This window comes from Subtercola endophyticus, from assembly GCF_021044565.1.
Taxonomy (GTDB): domain Bacteria; phylum Actinomycetota; class Actinomycetes; order Actinomycetales; family Microbacteriaceae; genus Subtercola; species Subtercola endophyticus.
The window spans coordinates 2,034,433-2,051,022 of the sequence record NZ_CP087997.1; the positions used below are offsets into that span (position 1 = coordinate 2,034,433).

General features: G+C 66.3%; 15 protein-coding genes. 5 read left to right on the plus strand and 10 right to left on the minus strand.

Features of this window, described 5'->3' with window-relative positions:
• Nucleotides 1-62 precede the first annotated feature (62 nt).
• From LQ955_RS09540 to LQ955_RS09550, 3 genes are all read right to left on the minus strand, one after another.
• Nucleotides 63-605 carry an isoprenylcysteine carboxyl methyltransferase family protein gene (locus LQ955_RS09540; protein ID WP_231027919.1) on the minus strand — a complete coding sequence of 181 codons (543 nt, stop codon included), beginning with the start codon at nt 603-605 and terminating at the stop codon, nt 63-65.
• Nucleotides 605-1,696 (minus strand): type III polyketide synthase, encoded by a 1,092-nt coding sequence (locus tag LQ955_RS09545; RefSeq protein ID WP_231027920.1) that lies wholly within the window; start codon nt 1,694-1,696, stop codon nt 605-607. Before LQ955_RS09545 ends, LQ955_RS09540 begins: the two co-directional genes overlap by 1 nt.
• A 63-nt stretch (nt 1,697-1,759) precedes the next feature.
• Entirely contained in the window at nt 1,760-3,100 is a 1,341-nt protein-coding gene (locus LQ955_RS09550) for an MFS transporter (protein ID WP_231027921.1), read from the minus strand.
• Between the two features lie 61 nt (nt 3,101-3,161).
• On the opposite strand from LQ955_RS09550, the gene LQ955_RS09555 reads away from it, so the two are divergent.
• Nucleotides 3,162-3,830 (plus strand): GntR family transcriptional regulator, encoded by a 669-nt coding sequence (locus tag LQ955_RS09555; RefSeq protein WP_231027922.1) that lies wholly within the window; start codon nt 3,162-3,164, stop codon nt 3,828-3,830.
• A gap of 13 nt (nt 3,831-3,843) precedes the next feature.
• On the opposite strand, the gene LQ955_RS09560 is transcribed toward LQ955_RS09555, so the two are convergent.
• Nucleotides 3,844-4,410: a GNAT family N-acetyltransferase gene (locus tag LQ955_RS09560; RefSeq protein WP_231027923.1), complete on the minus strand. Its 567-nt coding sequence runs from the start codon at nt 4,408-4,410 to the stop codon at nt 3,844-3,846.
• A gap of 100 nt (nt 4,411-4,510) precedes the next feature.
• On the opposite strand from LQ955_RS09560, the gene LQ955_RS09565 reads away from it, so the two are divergent.
• The gene (locus LQ955_RS09565) at nt 4,511-5,086 is read left to right on the plus strand and encodes a TIGR03086 family metal-binding protein (protein WP_231027924.1); all 576 of its coding nucleotides are present in this window, start codon (nt 4,511-4,513) and stop codon (nt 5,084-5,086) included.
• A gap of 33 nt (nt 5,087-5,119) precedes the next feature.
• Nucleotides 5,120-6,118, plus strand: coding sequence for an SDR family oxidoreductase (locus LQ955_RS09570; protein WP_231027925.1), 999 nt, complete (start codon nt 5,120-5,122; stop codon nt 6,116-6,118).
• A gap of 6 nt (nt 6,119-6,124) precedes the next feature.
• Here the strand turns inward: LQ955_RS09570 and LQ955_RS09575 are convergent, their stop codons facing one another.
• Entirely contained in the window at nt 6,125-6,982 is an 858-nt protein-coding gene (locus LQ955_RS09575; protein ID WP_231027926.1) for a LysR substrate-binding domain-containing protein, read from the minus strand.
• A gap of 155 nt (nt 6,983-7,137) precedes the next feature.
• On the opposite strand from LQ955_RS09575, the gene LQ955_RS09580 reads away from it, so the two are divergent.
• Together LQ955_RS09580 and LQ955_RS09585 are read left to right on the plus strand one after the other, a co-directional pair.
• Nucleotides 7,138-8,481 (plus strand): MFS transporter, encoded by a 1,344-nt coding sequence (locus LQ955_RS09580; RefSeq protein ID WP_390623481.1) that lies wholly within the window; start codon nt 7,138-7,140, stop codon nt 8,479-8,481.
• Between the two features lie 29 nt (nt 8,482-8,510).
• Complete coding sequence (locus LQ955_RS09585) at nt 8,511-9,170, plus strand: DUF1345 domain-containing protein (protein WP_231027928.1); 660 nt, start codon at nt 8,511-8,513, stop codon at nt 9,168-9,170.
• Nucleotides 9,171-9,323: 153 nt separating this feature from the next.
• Here LQ955_RS09585 and gatB read toward each other — a convergent pair whose 3' ends face one another.
• The 5 genes from gatB to ligA form a co-directional block, all read right to left on the minus strand.
• Nucleotides 9,324-10,838: an Asp-tRNA(Asn)/Glu-tRNA(Gln) amidotransferase subunit GatB gene (gene gatB, locus LQ955_RS09590; protein ID WP_231027929.1), complete on the minus strand. Its 1,515-nt coding sequence runs from the start codon at nt 10,836-10,838 to the stop codon at nt 9,324-9,326.
• Complete coding sequence (gatA, locus tag LQ955_RS09595) at nt 10,838-12,418, minus strand: Asp-tRNA(Asn)/Glu-tRNA(Gln) amidotransferase subunit GatA (RefSeq protein ID WP_231027930.1); 1,581 nt, start codon at nt 12,416-12,418, stop codon at nt 10,838-10,840. Before gatA ends, gatB begins: the two co-directional genes overlap by 1 nt.
• Nucleotides 12,415-12,705: an Asp-tRNA(Asn)/Glu-tRNA(Gln) amidotransferase subunit GatC gene (gene gatC / locus LQ955_RS09600; RefSeq protein ID WP_231028101.1), complete on the minus strand. Its 291-nt coding sequence runs from the start codon at nt 12,703-12,705 to the stop codon at nt 12,415-12,417. The genes gatA and gatC overlap by 4 nt, the downstream gene beginning before the upstream one ends.
• 610 nt (nt 12,706-13,315) lie before the next feature.
• Nucleotides 13,316-13,909: a hypothetical protein gene (locus LQ955_RS09605; RefSeq protein WP_231027931.1), complete on the minus strand. Its 594-nt coding sequence runs from the start codon at nt 13,907-13,909 to the stop codon at nt 13,316-13,318.
• 212 nt (nt 13,910-14,121) lie between these two features.
• Nucleotides 14,122-16,584, minus strand: coding sequence for an NAD-dependent DNA ligase LigA (gene ligA / locus LQ955_RS09610; RefSeq protein ID WP_231027932.1), 2,463 nt, complete (start codon nt 16,582-16,584; stop codon nt 14,122-14,124).
• Between the last annotated feature and the right edge of the window lie 6 nt (nt 16,585-16,590).

The following is a 16,590-nucleotide window of genomic DNA, read 5'->3' on the forward strand; positions in this document are numbered from 1 at the left end:
GCCCGTAAGACCCCCTTGACGGAAAACTGCCAGCACTGCATTTCGTTGCACGCGTGCCGGCGTCAGGCCCCCGCCCGGGCATCCGGTGCCTGCGCGAGCCCGAACGCGAGAGCTCGCTCTTCGACAGGAATGCGAAAACGCAGCAGCAGTACCAGATTGATGACCGTGAACACGGTCGCCGTAATGTACGCATTATAGACCAACGGCAGGGCGATTCCCTCAGCGATGACCGCGACGTAATTGGGGTGGTTGAAGAATCGGTAGGGCCCCCGGTCGACCAGCGGCAACCCGGGCACGACGATCACCCGAGTGTTCCAGCGCTTGCCGAGGGTGGCGATGCACCACCAGCGCAGGGCCTGGCTGGCCAGGGCGATGACGAGCATCGGATAGCCCAGCCACGGGGTGAACGTGCGGTTCAGCAGAAACACTTCGGCCAGGCAGGCGAGCAGCATTCCCGTGTGCAGGCACACCATGAACGCAAAATGTCTCTTGCCGAACTCGACTCCGCCGCGCTTGAAGGCCCAGGCGGCGTTGCGCGACGAGACACCGAGTTCGACGAATCGTTCTGCCCCCGTTGCCAGAATCAGCGCCGCGTACCAGAGCACTAGCGGGCGGCCTCGGCATCGTCCGGCCACTTCAGCAACACGATCTCGGCGCAGACCCCCGGGCCGAGCGCAAACAGCAGACCGAGGCCGCCGGCCTCGAACTTGTCTTGCTCCAGCGTCTCGGCGAGCACATGCAGAATGGAGGCCGACGACATGTTTCCTTTGTCGGCCATCGACTGCCAGCTCACGTCGAGCGCGCCCTCGGGCAGATCGAGCGCCGACGAGAACGAGTTGAGCACGCGCGGGCCGCCCGGATGCGCGAGCCACACTTCGATGTCGGAGACCCCGATTTCGTGGGCGTTCAACATTCCTCGCACGTCGCTTTCGAAGTGCTCGTCGATCACATCGGCGACACCGGCGGTCAGCACGATGCGAAACCCGCTCGCGCTCGGGTTGAAACCGAGCACCTCGCGCGTGCCCGGGTAGAGCCGGCTTCGCGTGTCGATCACGTCGGGGCCGGTCACGGGCATCCGTTTCGCCCGTTCAGAGCCGACCATGATGACGGCGGCAGAGCCGTCGCCGAACAGGCCGGTCGCAACGAGGTTGCCCATCGAGTCGTCGCCACGCTGAACGGTGAGCGAGCAGAGTTCGACAGAGACCAGCAGGCCGACCTCGTCGGGATGCCCGAGCAGATAGTCGTTCACACGGGCGATGCCCGCCGCTCCTGCTACGCACCCCAGGCCGAACATCGGCATGCGTTTGATGTCGTCACGAAAACCGAGTCTCAGCGCGAGCAGAGCATCGACAGAGGGAGCCGAGATGCCGGTGACCGAGGTGAAGACGACAAAATCGATGTCGGAGGCGTGCAGGCCGGCCTTGAGCAGCGCCGCCGCCGTGGCCTCTTCGGCAAGCTCTAACGCTTGCACGATGAAGGTGTTGTTGGTCAGCGTGAACGTCAGCTCGTTGTCGCGGTACCACTCGTACGGCATCACCAGGTGGCGGCTGTTCACTTTGCTGTTGGCGTGCAAGCGGCGAACCAGCGCCATCTTGCTGGGATTCTCGGTGATGATCGAACCGAGTAGCTCCGTCAATTCATGCTGCGGATAAGAACGTGAGGGGAAGGCTGCGGCTACTCCCGCGATACGTGGCATTTTTGCACGGTACCACGCGCGCGCGGCGTTCGTTCGACGCCCGAACCGGTGCGGCGAACGGGTCTAGAGTTTCTTGCCGGATCGCTTGTCGACCAGCGGAACGAGCGGAATGGCGACGAGAGGCAGAAGGGCCGTCAGTCCGAAGGCGGCAGCGAAACCGAAAACCCCGATCAGCGCGCCCATGACAGGTGCGGTTGCCGTCGCCGCAACAAATTGTGCCGTGTTCTGAGCACCGAGAGCGCGGCCCGACCATCGGCTGCCCGCGATCTCGGCGACAGCGGTGAAGGCCAGACCGTTGTCGGCGACAGTGATGGCCGAGGCCAGAATCACCGCCACGGCAGCAATCCCCGAGAGGCCCCACCAATCGGTCAGCGCCAAGACGATCATCATCAGCGCGGCAGCGCCTGCCACCACGCGCAACGGGAGCATACGGCTGCCCACGCGATCGGAAACCAGACCCACCACGATGCGCCCGAGCGCCCCGACGAACTGGGCAATGCCCACCACGAGGCCCGCCGCCAGCGGCTGCCAGCCCTCATCGGTGATCAGCCAGACCAGAGCGAACGTCGACACGACGAACTGCGGAAAGACGAGCAGCACCGACACCCCGTGGATGCGCCAGAGCAACGAGGTGGTGCGGTACGGGTTCTGCGGCTTCTGACCGACGGGCAGCACGTCGTGCGGGGCGCGTTTGGGGTCCACGATGAACACGGCGCTCAGCACGGCGGCCGCGGCCGTCATCACAAACGGCAGCAGCAGCGCTGCGCTCAGCCCGTTCGCGGCGGCGATCGGCGGTACGACGATGGCCGCGACGGCGACGCCGAGCGGCTGCGCCATCTGCCGAATGCCCATGGCGAGGCCACGGCGCTCCCGAGGAAACCAGCCGACCACCAGACGGCCGCCCGCCGCGTTGGCGCTCGCTGCACCCATACCGCCGATCACGAAGAAGATCGTGATCGCGGTGAGGTCGCCGGCCACCAGGGCGCCCAGCGCGGCGAGTGCCGTGATCGTGAGGCCGGCCGCGATCACCCAGTGCTCTCCGACGCGGTCGGCGAGGGCTCCCCAGGCGATCAGGGTGAGCACCATGCCGAGCGAAGGAGCCGCCACCACCAGTCCGGCCTGCGCCAGCGAGAGGCCGCGCTGGTCGTGCAGCAGCGTGACGAGAAAGGCGGGAGTCGTGACGGCGATAGTTCCGGCGACCTGGGCGAAGAGGCCGAGCGCGAGCATGAACCAGGGGCGCAGGCCGAGCGGGGGCGCCGCGAGGGTCGCGCCGGTGGCGGCGGGCGCGGGTGCAGCGACGGCGGTCGGGGGCGCAGCGGCGGCGAGCGCGCGTGCGGCGGTAGACGCGGTCGCGGTCGCGGGTGGCGTCTCGGCCGCGGTCTCGGTCTCGGGTCGCTCAGTCATGATCCGGTTGCCTTTCGGTTGGTATACCACCACGGTATACCAACCTTGCTAGACTCGCAGCATGGTAGAGATATCGCAGACCGTTCAGATCTACGCGCGGCTTCGGGAGGGCATCCTGAGCCTGTCGATGGCGCCGGGCGAGCGACTCACCGAGCGGGGCCTCGAGACAGAGCTGCTGGCGTCGCGCACCCCGGTGCGGGCCGCGCTCATGCGTCTCGAATCCGAAGGGCTGGTTCAGCGCGAGGGGCGCGGGTGGATGGTCGCTCCCATCGATCTCGCCGAGATCGCGCACCTGCTCGAGTACCGCGAAGTCATCGAATCGGCGGGGGTGCGACTGGCCTGCGAGCGCGCGGTCGACGCCGACATCGAGGCGCTCGACGAGTTGCTCGCCTCGTTCGACATCAGCCAGTCGAGCGAAGAGGGGTTACGCTCGGGCACCGACTTTCACGTGGAGTTGATGCGGCTGTCGCAGAATCCGTTTCTCGTCACCGCCACCGAGGGGTCGATGACCCGACTTTCTCGCACGCGCTGGCTCGAAGTGCAGACCGAGCAGTCGCGCGCTCTGGCGGTGTCGGAGCACCGAGCGATCGTGGATGCACTGCGGCACCGCGACGCCGACGTCGCCGTTCGGCGGGTCGTCGCCCACATTCACGACACGCGCGACCGGCTGCTCGCGGCCATCGACTCGGATCGACGGATGCTGCGGGCCCGCGGCGTCGCGATCGTGTGAGAAGGCGTTCGGGTCAGCTGTCTCGGCTCGCCGCTGCCGGCTCCGTCACTGACCCGACTACTGGCCCCTCCGCCGGTGCCGCCAGCGGTGCCGCCAGCAGCGAAACGACGAACGCGCCGCCCTTCGTTGCCTGCTGACCCACTTCGACGAAACCCAGGCGGTGGTGGAATCGTAGCGACCCCGGGTTCGGCGGCGAGAGGTTGACCTCGCAGAACACTTCGGAGACACCCTCGGAGCGCGCGGAGTCGAAAATCGTGGTGTAGAGCATTTGCCCGACGCCCGCGTCGCGCGCGCCCTCGGCCACGACGATGCGGTCGACGTAGAGAAAATCGCTCGAACGGCTCTCGAACCAGCGATAGTTCTCGCTGTGGTAGTCGGCGCCCGAAACGAGGGTGAGCGCGAATCCGAGCACGCCGGCGGGCTCAGCGTCGTCGACGACCGTGAACCCGAATCGCACCTCGGCCAGAATTGCTCGCAGCGCCGGCTCGTCGAGCTTGTTGACCGCGGGCACGGCGAGATTGTTCAGGGCGAGCAGCTGGGCTACGTCGTCAGATCGGGTGGCGCGAACGTGAAGTGTCATGACTCGAACCTACACATCCACAGGCTGCACACTGTGGGAGTTGTGCACAGGGCGAGGCTGCCGGAATGGATGCCAGACGGTTGCGCTTTACTGTAAAGACATGAACGGAGACCCCATGAGCATCGACTGGCTGAGCCTGCACGGGACGGCACACGACGAGTTCGGTGCGCGCCTTGCGGCCGTCACCGACTGGTCGGCGCCGACGCCCGACACCGAGTGGAATACGCATCAACTGGTGCAGCACGTCATCGAAGAGCAGCAGTGGGTTCCGCTGCTGCTCGAGGGCCGCACGGTGCGCGACGCGCATCCCCTCATTCGGCCGCTCGGTGACGACCTCATCGGCGAGTGGCATCGCTACTCCGCCGCGGCCGCGTCGGCCTGGGCCAAGGCCGCCCCCGAGACGCCCGTACATGTGTCGTACGGAACCATTCCCGCGAGCGAGTACCTGCGCGAGCAGGTTTCTGACGTGACAATCCACACGTGGGATCTCGCGAAGGCCACCCATTCGTCTGACTCGATCGACCCGGCCTTGATCGAGGCCGTGTACACCGTGTTCGAGCCGCAGAAAGACACGCTCGAGGCGAGCGGGTTGTTCGCCTCGCCCGTTCCGATCGCCGACGACGCTCCGCTGCAATCGCGGCTGCTCGCGCTCACCGGTCGCGACGACCGCGAGTAGTCGGCGCGAGAGTAACCGAGGCGACAGGCGACCATGGCGAAACGCGGTGACATCAAGCTTCCCGATTTGACGGGCCGGCGGGCTGTGGTGACGGGAGGCAACTCCGGGCTGGGCTTCGAGACGGCTCGCCGACTGCTCGCGGCCGGTGCCGATGTGACCATCACCGCGCGCTCGGCAGAGAAGGGCGCCGAGGCTCTGCGCCGTCTGCAGAGCGGCGCCGCGGGCCGCTCGGGCGACGCGGAGCGCGAATCCGGGTCGTTCGAGGCCGCCGCCGCGGCGGTGACACCGGGCACTCCGAGCCTCGCCTCGCTCGACCTCGCGAATCTCGGCTCGGTGCGGCGGCTCGCCGACGCGATCGTGGCCGACGGGCATCCGCTCGACCTGCTCTTCAACAATGCCGGCGTGATGGCCGTGCCGCGTCGAACACTCACCGACGACGGCTTCGAGCTGCAGTTCGGAACGAACCATCTCGGCCACTTCGCTCTCACAGGCCTGCTGTTGCCGGCCTTGATGCGTTCCGACACGGCCCGCGTGATCACCATGTCGAGCATCATGCACTGGATCGGGCGCATCGATTTTGAAGACCTGCAGAGCGAAAGTAAGTACAACGCGTGGGGCGCTTACGGTCAGTCGAAACTGGCGAACCTGATGTTCGCCAAAGAGCTCGCCAGGCGCAACGCGACGCTCGGCTGGGGCGTGCTGAGTGTGGCCGCTCATCCGGGCTTCAGTCGCACGAACCTGCAGTCGTCAGGCCCGAACCTCGGGCGGGCGAAGCCGTCGCGAATGATGAGCGCCATGAACAGCGTGCCCAAAATGACGCAGAGTGCCGAGCAGGGCGCACTGCCCGAACTCTTCGCGGCCACGAACGATGAGGTTCTCGGGGGTGACTACTTCGGCCCGTCGGGGCCGGTCGAGCTCACCGGTGAACCGAACTTCGCGCATTTCGCCCGTCGCGCCGAGAACGAGAAGCAGCTCGCGCTGCTCTGGTTGCGCTCAGAAGAGCTCACGGGCGTGCACTTTCCCACCGACTGAGCTTCGTCACGCGGCGGGGCGGGAGAGCGGGCGCCCCATGATGGCGGAGGTGAGTGCCTCGACGGGCGAGGCGGCCGCTGCCGGGTTCGCCAGCAGGCGAAAGTCGACGTAACCGAGTTCGGGCAGGCCGAACCGCGCGCCGACCGGCACCAGATCGTCGGGAATCAGCGACTGCGGAAACACTGCGATGCCGATTCCGGCCCGAACGGCAGCGAGCAGCCCGTTTACCTCGCGCGTATTGCACGTCACCCGCCACGTGCGCCCCGCTGCCTCGAGCGCGTCTATCGCGCTCTGCCGGCTGATGCTCGGAGCCTGGTAGACGATGAGCGGCACCGGCTCCCCCGGGTCGACGACCGTCTTCGGCTGCCCCACCCACACCTGCGTATCGCGCCGAACCAGCGCACCCTCGTCTGAATCCGACATGCGCTTGATGAAGATGAGGTCGAGCCGGCCCGCCTTCAACTGCCGGTAGAGCGGCGTGCTCTGGTTCACCGTCAGCTCGAGGTTGATCTGCGGGTACAGCTGACGAAAGTGCCGCAGAATGCGCGGCAGCTGCGTAATCGCGAGGTCGTCCGCGGCACCGAACCTCAGCTTTCCGCGCATGGCGGATCCGCTGAAATACGCGGTCGCTGCCGAATGGGCCGCAAGGATGCTGCGCGCGAACCCTGCCATCGCGTCACCGTTGTCGGTCATCCGCACGTCTCGCGTGTCGCGAGCCACGAGCTGACGCCCCGCCGCGTCTTCGAGCTTGCGAATGTGCTGGCTCACGGTGGGCTGACTGATACCGAGTCGATGCGCGGCAGCCGTGAAGCTGTGGGTCTCAGCGACCGCTAGAAAAGTAGTGAGCAGCACCGGGTCGAACATGAGCCGAACCTCTTCATTCGATTTCGTAATAGGAGTAATAGCCTCAATTTAGCAAGATAATGGATGCCCGCGAGATACGGTCGAAGAACACCACTCATTACTACGCAACTCAGGATCCATACGTGACTGCTCCACCGCCCACCCGCCCCATTCCCATCGTTCGAAACGAAGCGCCGGTCCGTGCGGCGAATTCGGCTCCCGCCACGGCCCCGGTTCCGATCATCCAGCACCGCCCGCCGTGGCGCGACACACTCGTCGCTCTGCGCATCCGCAACTATCGCCTGTTCACGTTCTCGAACATGGTCTCGATGACCGGCACGTGGATGCAGCGCATCGCCCAAGACTGGCTCGTTCTCGAACTCACCGGCAGTGTGACCGCGGTCGGCATCACCGTTGCCATGCAGTTCACACCGATGCTGCTGTTCGGACTCTTCGGGGGCGTGTTCGTCGACCGGCATTCGCGCCGCCTGTTGCTCATCACGACGCAGATCGCCCTGTTTTTTCTCGCCGCCGCCCTCGCCGCACTCACTTTGAGCGGGGTCGTGGTGGTCTGGGAGGTCTATATCATCGCGTTTCTGGTCGGGGTGGTGACCGTGTTCGACAACCCCGCGCGCCAGGTGTTCGTGAACGAGCTCGTGGGTCCGAAGTACCTGCACAACGCCATCGCCATCAACTCGTCGGTATTTCAGCTGGGCGGGCTGGTCGGGCCCGCCGTGAGTGGCGCTCTGCTGGTGGCCGTGGGCGCCGGATGGTCGTTCGCCATCAACGCCATCAGCTGTCTGTTCGTCGTGGCGGCGTTGCTCCGGTTGCGCGTGGCCGACTTACACAAGACGACGCCCGCTCCGCGGGCTCCGGGTCAGCTGCGCGAGGGGCTGCGCTACGTCGTGTCGAAGCCGTCGATTCTCTGGACCATGGTCATGATGGCCGTGCTGTCGCTGTTCACCTTCTCGATGCCGGTGTTGCTCGCCGCCTTCGCGAGCAACGTCTTCGACGTCGGGGCCGGCGGGTACGGCCTGTTCAATACGCTGCTCGCGATCGGCGCCTTCACGGGGGCCATCGCCTCGACGCGGAGGATGGGCATCCGGTTGCGCACCGTGATCGCAACCGCCGCTCTATTCGGCGGTCTGCAGGCGCTCGCCGGTCTCATGCCCAACCAAGTGTTCTTCTCGGTGGTGCTCATCGGAGTGGGGTTCGCGAACCTGCTCTTCATCACGGGTGCAAACTCGCTCGTACAGATCTCGTCGAACATGGCGGTGCGCGGGCGGGTGATGTCGGTCTACGTGCTGGTGCTGCTCGGCGGGCAGGCCATCGGTGGGCCGTTCATGGGTTTCATCGTGGAGACGTTCGGGGCGCACCGGGCAATGGCGATCTCGGGGCTGGCCCCCGTCGTCGCCGCGGCCGTGATCGGCGCCATTCTGGGGAAGCAGGGTCGGTTGCGCCTGCGGCTCACCCTGCACTCCGGCCCCCGATTCATGAGCATCGTCAGAGCTGACGACTGAGCGGTCTGGGCGCGTGCGATGATCGCAAGGTGAGTACTAGCAGTCAATCCGTTCCCCTGATGCGCAGATCAGCCACGCGTGCCGTCATCATGCTTCTCGTCGGAATAGCGGCCGGGTTCATCGCCGGGGCCTTCGGAGGCTGGGCGGATTCCGCCGTCATCGGCTGGATCTGCGCGGCCCTCGTGTACAACATCTGGACCTGGGCTCGCACCCACAACAAGAATTCCGCCGACACCGCTAAGCACGCAACCCGAGAAGACCCCTCCCGTGCGGCCGCCGAGCTGCTGCTGCTGCTCGCGAGTCTCGGCAGCATCGCTGCTGTCGTCATCGTCATTCTCGGCTCGAGCGACGAGCACGGTGCAGACAAGTTCGGAGCCGGGGCGCTCGGCGTGCTGAGCCTGACCCTCTCGTGGATACTGGTGCACATCTTGTTCACCCTGCGCTATGCGTCGCTCTACTACCGCGGTACACCGGGCGGCGTCGACTTCAACCAGAAAGAAGACCCGCGGTACAGCGATTTCTACTACCTGTCGTTCACCATCGGCATGACCTACCAGGTCTCCGACACGACCTTCGAGAACAGCGCGTTCCGGGCGCAGGCGCTCCGCCACGCCCTTCTCTCGTACCTCTTCGGCGCGGTCATCCTCGCGTCGGCCATCAACCTCGTCGCCGGCCTGGCGAGCCACTAGCCTGGTGCGTCGCCATCGCAGGGGCGGCGTACCAGACGGGTTCAGAGAAAGCGGCGACCGCGCTCGTCGCTTTCTCTGTTGGTAGCGGCCAATACAGCGATACGTTTCACCAGTCGCATGGTGCGCCGCAGGGGCGGCGGCGCACCAATCAATTCAGGCGCTTGCGCGTTCTAGCACGAGTTCGCGAACGCGGGCGGCGTCGGCCTGGCCCTTCATGGCCTTCATGACGGCACCGATCACAGCACCGGCAGCCTGAACCTTACCGTCGCGAATCTTCGCGAGAACATCCGGTTGCGCCGCCAGTGCCTCATCGATGGCCGCGATCAGCGCACCGTCGTCGGACACGACTGCCAATCCGCGGCCCGCCACGACCTCGTCGGGCGTGCCTTCACCCTCGATGACGCCCTCGAGCACCTGACGCGCGAGACGGTCGGTGAGGGTTCCGGCGTCGACGAGCGCGATGAGCTCGGAGACGTGCAGCGGCGACACCAGCGTTGAGGCGTCGACCCCGCGCTGATTGGCCACGCGAGCGATCTCGCCGGTCCACCACTTGCGTGCGGACTGAGCGGATGACCCAGCCTTCGTCGTCTCCACGATCTCGGTGAGCAACCCCGAGTTCACCACGTCTTGAAACTCGAGATCGGTGAAGCCCCAGTCGGCCTTGAGACGCCTCCGCCTGGCAACCGGAGCCTCGGGCAGCGCGGCCCGCAGTTCCTCGATGAGTTCGGGCGACGGCACCACGGGCAGCAGGTCGGGCTCCGGAAAGTACCGGTAGTCGTCGGCGTCGCTCTTCGGGCGCCCGGCCGAGGTCTGGCCGGTGTCTTCGTGCCAGTGCCGCGTCTCTTGGATGATGGTTCCGCCCTTGGCCAGAATGGCGGCCTGACGCTGAATCTCGTACCGAATGGCCCGCTCGACAGAACGCAACGAGTTCACGTTCTTCGTCTCGGTGCGCGTGCCCAACTTCGCGGCCGGCTCGCCCGGCGCCGTGCGCGGGCGCAGCGAGATGTTCGCGTCGCAACGGAGGTTGCCGCGCTCCATCTTCGCGTCGCTGATACCGAGCGCCACGACGATGTCGCGGATCGTCGACACATAGGCCTTCGCCAGCTCGGGCGCGTCACTCTCGGCGCCGTAGATGATGTCGGTCACGATCTCGACGAGCGGAACGCCGGCCCGGTTGTAGTCGACAAGCGAATACTCGGCGCCTTGAATACGGCCCGTGGCACCGCCCACGTGCGTGAGCTTGCCGGCGTCTTCTTCCATGTGCGCACGCTCGATCGGCACCGTGAAGAGGCGGCCGTCGGGCAACTCCACCTCGACAGAGCCGGTGAACGCGATGGGCTCGTCGAACTGCGAGATCTGGTAGTTTTTCGCCAGGTCGGGGTAGAAGTAGTTCTTGCGCGCGAAGCGCGAGGTGGGTGCGATCGAGCATCCGAGGGCCAGCCCCAGGCTGATGGCGTACTTGACGGCCTGCTCGTTGACCACGGGCAGCGACCCCGGCAGGCCGAGGTCGACGGGCGTCACATTCGTGTTCGGCTCGCCGCCGAAGAAGTTCGGGGCGTCAGAGAACATCTTGGTCTTGGTGTTCAGCTCGACGTGCACTTCGAAGCCGAGCACCGGCTCGAACAGCTCGAGGGCTTTGTCGTAATCCATCAGCTCGGGCTTGGCCATCAGACGGCCCCTTCTTCAGACGCGAACATTTCTTGCGGGGCGAGGTCGGGCGCTTCGCTGAGCAGCGGATGCCCCCACTTCTCTTCGAGCAGCGCCTCGAGTGTTGCGCCGAGCTTGTAGAGCCGGGCATCCTCTCGCGCAGGCGCCATGAACTGGATGCCCACCGGAAGCCCGTCTTCGGGAGCAAGCCCGACGGGCAGGCTGATTCCGGGGACGCCCGCGAGGTTCGCCGGAATCGTGGTGAGGTCGTTCAGGTACATCGCCAGCGGGTCGTCGAGCTTCTCGCCGAGCTTGAACGCTGTGGTGGGCGCGCTCGGGCTGACCAGCACGTCGACGTCGGCGAACACCCGCGCGAAGTCGCGCTGGATGAGCGTGCGAACCTTCTGTGCGGAGCCGTAGTAGGCGTCGTAGTAGCCCGCGCTGAGCGCATAGGTGCCGAGGATAATACGGCGCTTCACCTCGGGACCGAAGCCGGCCTCGCGGGTCGCCGACATGACGTCTTCGACCGTGCCACCACCGGGCGGGTTGACCCGCAGCCCGAAGCGCACCGAGTCGAACTTCGCGAGGTTGCTCGACGCCTCGGCGGGAAGGATCAGGTAGTACGCCGAGATGGCGTACTCGAAGCTCGGAGTGCTGACCTCGACGACCTCGGCGCCGGCTGCGGTGAGCAGCGCGACCGCTTCTTCGAAGCGCTGGGTGACACCCTTCTGGAAGCCGTCGCCCTGCAGTTCTTTGACGATGCCGACCTTCAGGCCCTTCAAGCTGCGCGTCGCCGCGCCCTCGCGAGCGGCGGCGGCGAAGCTCGGCCACTCGTCGCGCAGGCTCGTGGAGTCGCGCGCGTCGTGGCCGCCGATGACGTCGTGCAGCAGTGCCGCGTCGAGAACGCTGCGGCTGACCGGCCCGACCTGATCGAGGCTGGAGGCGAGGGCGATGGCGCCGTAGCGGCTCACTCCCCCGTAGGTGGGCTTCATGCCGACGCTGCCCGTCACCGCGGCCGGCTGGCGAATCGAGCCGCCGGTGTCGCTGCCGAGTGCCAGTGGTGCCTCGAAGGCGGCGACGGCCGCGGCGCTGCCGCCACCGGAGCCGCCGGGGATGCGGTCGAGATCCCACGGGTTGTGCGTCGGACCATACGCCGAGTGCTCGGTGGAGGAGCCCATGGCGAACTCGTCCATGTTCGTCTTGCCAAGCGGAATGAGGCCGGCTCGCCGCAGCTTGGCGACGACGGTCGCATCGTAGGGCGGAACCCAGCCCTGCAGAATCTTCGACCCCGCGGTGCTCGGCATATCGATGGTGCAGAGCACGTCTTTGATGGCGATCGGCACGCCGGCGAGTTCACTGCCCGCGCCGCGAGCGGTTCCGCTCTCGTCGGCGGTGAGGTCACCGGATGCTCGGCGAGCGTCGATCGCGCGTGCAGTCGCCCGGGCCTGGTCTGCCGCCACGTGCAGGAACGCGTGCACGTCGGGCTCGACGGCGGCGATGCGGTCGAGGTGGGCATCCACTGCTTCGAGGCTGCTCACTTCGCGCGTGGCGAGCTTCTCGGCCAGCGCGGAGGCGCTCAGGCGGGTCAGGTCGTGGCTCACTGTTCTTCTCCCAGAATGGCCGAGACGCGAAAGCGGCTGCCGTCGTGTTCGGGTGCCCCCGAGAGCGCTTGCTCTTGGGTGAGGGTGACGCCCACGACGTCTTCGCGGAACACGTTCTGCAGCGGAATGGGGTGGCTCGTAGCGGGCACGTCGGGGGTCGCGACCTCGGTCACCTTGGCCACGTTGTCGACGATCGCCACCAGCTCGCCGGTGAGTTTCGTGATCTCGTCGTCGGTGAGGTTGATGCGCGCGAGGCCGGCGAGGTGCGCGACCTGGGCGGTTGTGATCTCGCCGGGGCCGCTAGCGCCTTCTGCGGGCGCAGGCCGACTGTTGGCGCTCGTCGCAGGGCGCGCACTTTCGCTGCTCGCGACGCTGGCGCTGTTCGCGTTCGGGGGTGTTTCGGTAGACATGCGACTCCGTACTGCTGGGTTCGGGGCGGCGCACAACGGCGCGGCTCGGTGCGGTGCGCTGCCGCGCCCCGGGAACCCATCAAGTGTATTCGCTGTCGCTGACCTTCAGTTGCGCCGCCGTCTCCGGCTCGCCACTGCGTTTCCGCGCCACAGCGCTCGAATAAGCGCCGGCCGCAGCGAACCCGCATCAGTGCACGGCCGGCACCAACTGGTTGAATTCGATAGTCAGTCGGCCCAGTTGTGATGAGGCTACTCGGACGCGCACGGTGGCGCCCGGCACAATCGCATCGACCAGCACCTGGGGAATCGCTTGGTTCGTTCGCGGCGGAAAGGAGTCATGCCCCGGGACCGAGACCAGCAGGTCGAGATGACGGCCGGATCTGCATCGAATTGAGTTCCGAACGCGACATTCGTCGACTGCATTCCCCGCACCACGGCGATGAGGTCCGCTGAAGTACAGATCTGCGGCCCCAGTCGACGGTCGAGGCTACACTGCGGGCCAGTCGATCGTCCAGAGGTCGGGCACCGCCGGGTTGCCCTTCAGCGGAAACGTCGCGCCCGGGACCACGAGCGGGTACTTATCTCGCGGGATGCGCTGCCCGTTCTTCGAGATATACGGGGCGCCACCGGGATATGTGATGCTCATGATGAGACCGAGCACCGGGTCTCCGTTCGGTGCCGTGATGCTGCCCACGCTGAACGTCTGCTGCACCACTCCCGTGGCCGCCGTTCCACTCTCGCGAAGAGCGTCGCCAGACATCGGCTGCCCTCCCGGCACGGCACCTGCCATCGCAGCCGCGCCGATTCCGGCTCCGCCCATCATTGCCCCGCTCATTCCGCCCCCGCCCAGGGCGTTCGGGATGATCTGACTGAAGTCAATGCCTAACCGGCCGAGATTGGTGGGGTCGACGCGAACGAATACGGTGGAGCCCGGCAGGATCGAGCCGATGAGCATGAACGGAACCGTTTGATTCGTTGTCAGTGGATATGGCTCGTGATCGGGAATCGTGACGATGAGTTCAAACGAGACGACGTGATTCGACTGGAAGTCGGCACCGAACGACACGTTCGTCGATGTCATTCCGCGGACGAGAGCGGTTCCTTGAATGCCGCTCGCCTGAAGGTCAGCCGGCATCGTGCGCGGCGTACTCATTTCAGCAACGATTTTGCCCAGGCCCAGGCCGTTTACAAAGTCACGGAAGCCCATCATCTATCTCGATTCAAGTCGGACTCGTGAAATTCGACTGAATCTCACATATTGTCAACTTCGAGAGTAGCATGAACTTATCTCAACTAAAGTGGATCTTCTTCGGCTTCAGGCTCGGCCAGAGCCGCGGGGCCTTCCTTAAGCAACAGGGCGAACTGCTCCGCGTTGATGATGCGGAGGCCCAGGGCCTCGGCTTTGGGGAGCTTCGAGCCGGCACCAGGGCCGGCCGCCACGAAGTCGGTCTTCTTCGAGACCGACGAGGCCGCCTTGCCGCCGGCCGCGATGATCGCCTCGATGGCGCCTTCACGGGTGAAGCCCTCGAGCGAGCCGGTGGCGACGACGGTGAGGCCGTCGAGGGTTCCGCCGGCGCCGACGTTTGCGCCGGGGCCCGGATGCCCGGGGGTGCTGAACTGTACGCCAGCCGCCGCCCAGCGGTCGATGATCTCGACGTGCCAGTCGACCGAGAACCAGTCGATGAGCGCATCGGCGATGATGCCGCCGACCCCGTCGACCGCCGCGAGCTCTTCACGGGTCGCGGCACGGATGGCGTCGAGCGAACCGAAGTAGTCGGCGAGCGAGCGCGCCGCGACGGGCCCGACGTGCCGGATGCTCAGCGCGACGAGGATGCGCCACAGCAGACTCGTCTTCGCCTTCTCAATGTTCTCGATGAGCTTGATCGCACTCGCAGAAGGCACGTAGAACTCGTCGCCGGCGAAGGTGGTCGAGGCAGTACGAGCGGTAGAGGCGGTGACAGATTCAGCAGTGAGAGTAGCCTCGCCAGACCCTTCGGCGGTGTCCGAAGTGGCAGGTGCGCTAGCGCCGGGAGGCACGAAGAGCCCGTCTTTCTTCTGCCGACGGCGACGGAACGGCGCCTCACGTTTGGGCTCGCCGTTGTCGTCGAGTTTCTCGAGGCCGGTCTCGTAGTCGCGCACAATGGTCGTGATGGGGAAGATCTGCTCGAGCGTGAGGTCGAACAACCCGGCTTCGGTGTCGAGCGGCGCCCGGGCGGGCTGATCGGGCTGAGTGAGGGCGGCCGCCGCGACCTCGCCGAGCACCTCGATGTCGAGCGCACCGCGCGAGCCGACATGCTCGACCCTGCCGCGCACCTGAGCGGGGCAGCTTCGCGCGTTCGGGCAGCGCAGGTCGATGTCGTTCTCTTTCGCGGGAGCGAGACGGGTGCCGCACTCGGGGCAGAATTCGGGCATCACGAACTCGCGTTCGGTTCCGTCTCGCAGCTCGACGACCGGCCCGAGCACTTCGGGAATCACGTCGCCGGCCTTACGCAGGATGACCGTGTCGCCGATGAGCACACCCTTGGCCTTCACGACGTCTTGGTTGTGCAGGGTGGCCTGCCGAACCTCTGAGCCAGCGACGCGAACCTTCTGCATCACGGCGAACGGCGTCGCTCGACCGGTGCGCCCCACACTCACCACGATGTCGAGCAGCTTCGTCTGCACCTGCTCGGGCGGGTACTTGTAGGCGATGGCCCAGCGCGGCGCCCTGCTAGTGGCGCCGAGCTCTTCGTGCAGCGCGAGCTCGTCGACCTTGATCACGATGCCGTCGAGCTCGTGCTCGACGCTGTAGCGGTGTTCACCGAAGTACTCGATGAACTCCGAGGCGCCGGCGATGTCGGGCTTCACCTGGTAGTGCGTGCTGGTGGGCAGTCCCCACGACTTGAGCAAGTCGTAGATGCCCGATTGGGTGTCGACGGGCGGGTTCGGCCAGGCGCCGATGCCGTGCACGAGCATCCGCAGGCCCGTGAGGCGCCGATGCATGAGGTCGAGGCCGGCAGCGGTCTTGTTCTCAGCCTTCTGCCGCAGCGATCCGCTCGCCGCGTTGCGGGCGTTGGCGAACAGGCGGTCGCCCGCAGCGAGCTGCGCGGCGTTCAGTTCGTCGAACGTGGCGACCGGGAAGAAGATCTCGCCGCGCACCTCCATGAGAGGCGGATGCCCGGTGCCTTCGAGTTTCGTCGGGATTCCCGGAATGTACGCGACGTTCTCGGTGACGTCTTCGCCGACGACGCCGTCACCCCGAGTCGCCGCCGAAACGAGCCTGCCGTTGACGTAGCGCAGGTTCATTGCCAGGCCGTCGATCTTCAGCTCGCAGAGGTAGTGCACTGGCCGGCCGGAATCGCGTTCGACCTTGGCCGCCCACTCGGCGAACTCGTCGAGCGAGAAGACGTTGTCGAGGCTGAGCATGCGTTCGGCATGCTGCACCGGGGAGAACAGCGTGGTCTCAGCGCGACCGCCGACGGTCTGCGTGGGGCTGTCTTGGCTCTGCAGCTCGGGAAAGAGCCGCTCGAGCTCGCCGAGCCTGCGCAGCATGCGGTCGTAGTCTTCGTCGGAGACGAGCGAGGCGTCTTTGTCGTAATACGCGTCGCGAAGCTCTTGGATGCGCGTAGTGAGCGCCGAGGCTTCGTCGGCCGCCTGCTCGAGCGTCAGCTCGTCGGCCGCAGCCGTGCTCGCCACCGTGCTCGCCGAAGTGGCCGCCACTTGCGCGGCACCCGATTCACGCTCGGACTTCGTCGTCGCTGAGGATTTCGCCATCATGCTCTC

Excerpts from the sequence above, each read along its gene's own strand:
- LQ955_RS09570 (WP_231027925.1), top strand. The coding sequence starts at position 5,120 with ATGGCGAAACGCGGTGACATCAAGCTTCCCGATTTGACGGGCCGGCGG.
- LQ955_RS09575 (WP_231027926.1), bottom strand. The coding sequence starts at position 6,982 with ATGTTCGACCCGGTGCTGCTCACTACTTTTCTAGCGGTCGCTGAGACC.
- LQ955_RS09555 (WP_231027922.1), top strand. The coding sequence starts at position 3,162 with ATGGTAGAGATATCGCAGACCGTTCAGATCTACGCGCGGCTTCGGGAG.
- LQ955_RS09545 (WP_231027920.1), bottom strand. The coding sequence starts at position 1,696 with ATGCCACGTATCGCGGGAGTAGCCGCAGCCTTCCCCTCACGTTCTTAT.
- LQ955_RS09605 (WP_231027931.1), bottom strand. The coding sequence starts at position 13,909 with ATGACATCGACGAACGTGTCGTTCGGTGCCGACTTCCAGTCGAATCAC.
- LQ955_RS09565 (WP_231027924.1), top strand. The coding sequence starts at position 4,511 with ATGAACGGAGACCCCATGAGCATCGACTGGCTGAGCCTGCACGGGACG.
- LQ955_RS09560 (WP_231027923.1), bottom strand. The coding sequence starts at position 4,410 with ATGACACTTCACGTTCGCGCCACCCGATCTGACGACGTAGCCCAGCTG.
- ligA (WP_231027932.1), bottom strand. The coding sequence starts at position 16,584 with ATGATGGCGAAATCCTCAGCGACGACGAAGTCCGAGCGTGAATCGGGT.
- LQ955_RS09550 (WP_231027921.1), bottom strand. The coding sequence starts at position 3,100 with ATGACTGAGCGACCCGAGACCGAGACCGCGGCCGAGACGCCACCCGCG.
- gatB (WP_231027929.1), bottom strand. The coding sequence starts at position 10,838 with ATGGCCAAGCCCGAGCTGATGGATTACGACAAAGCCCTCGAGCTGTTC.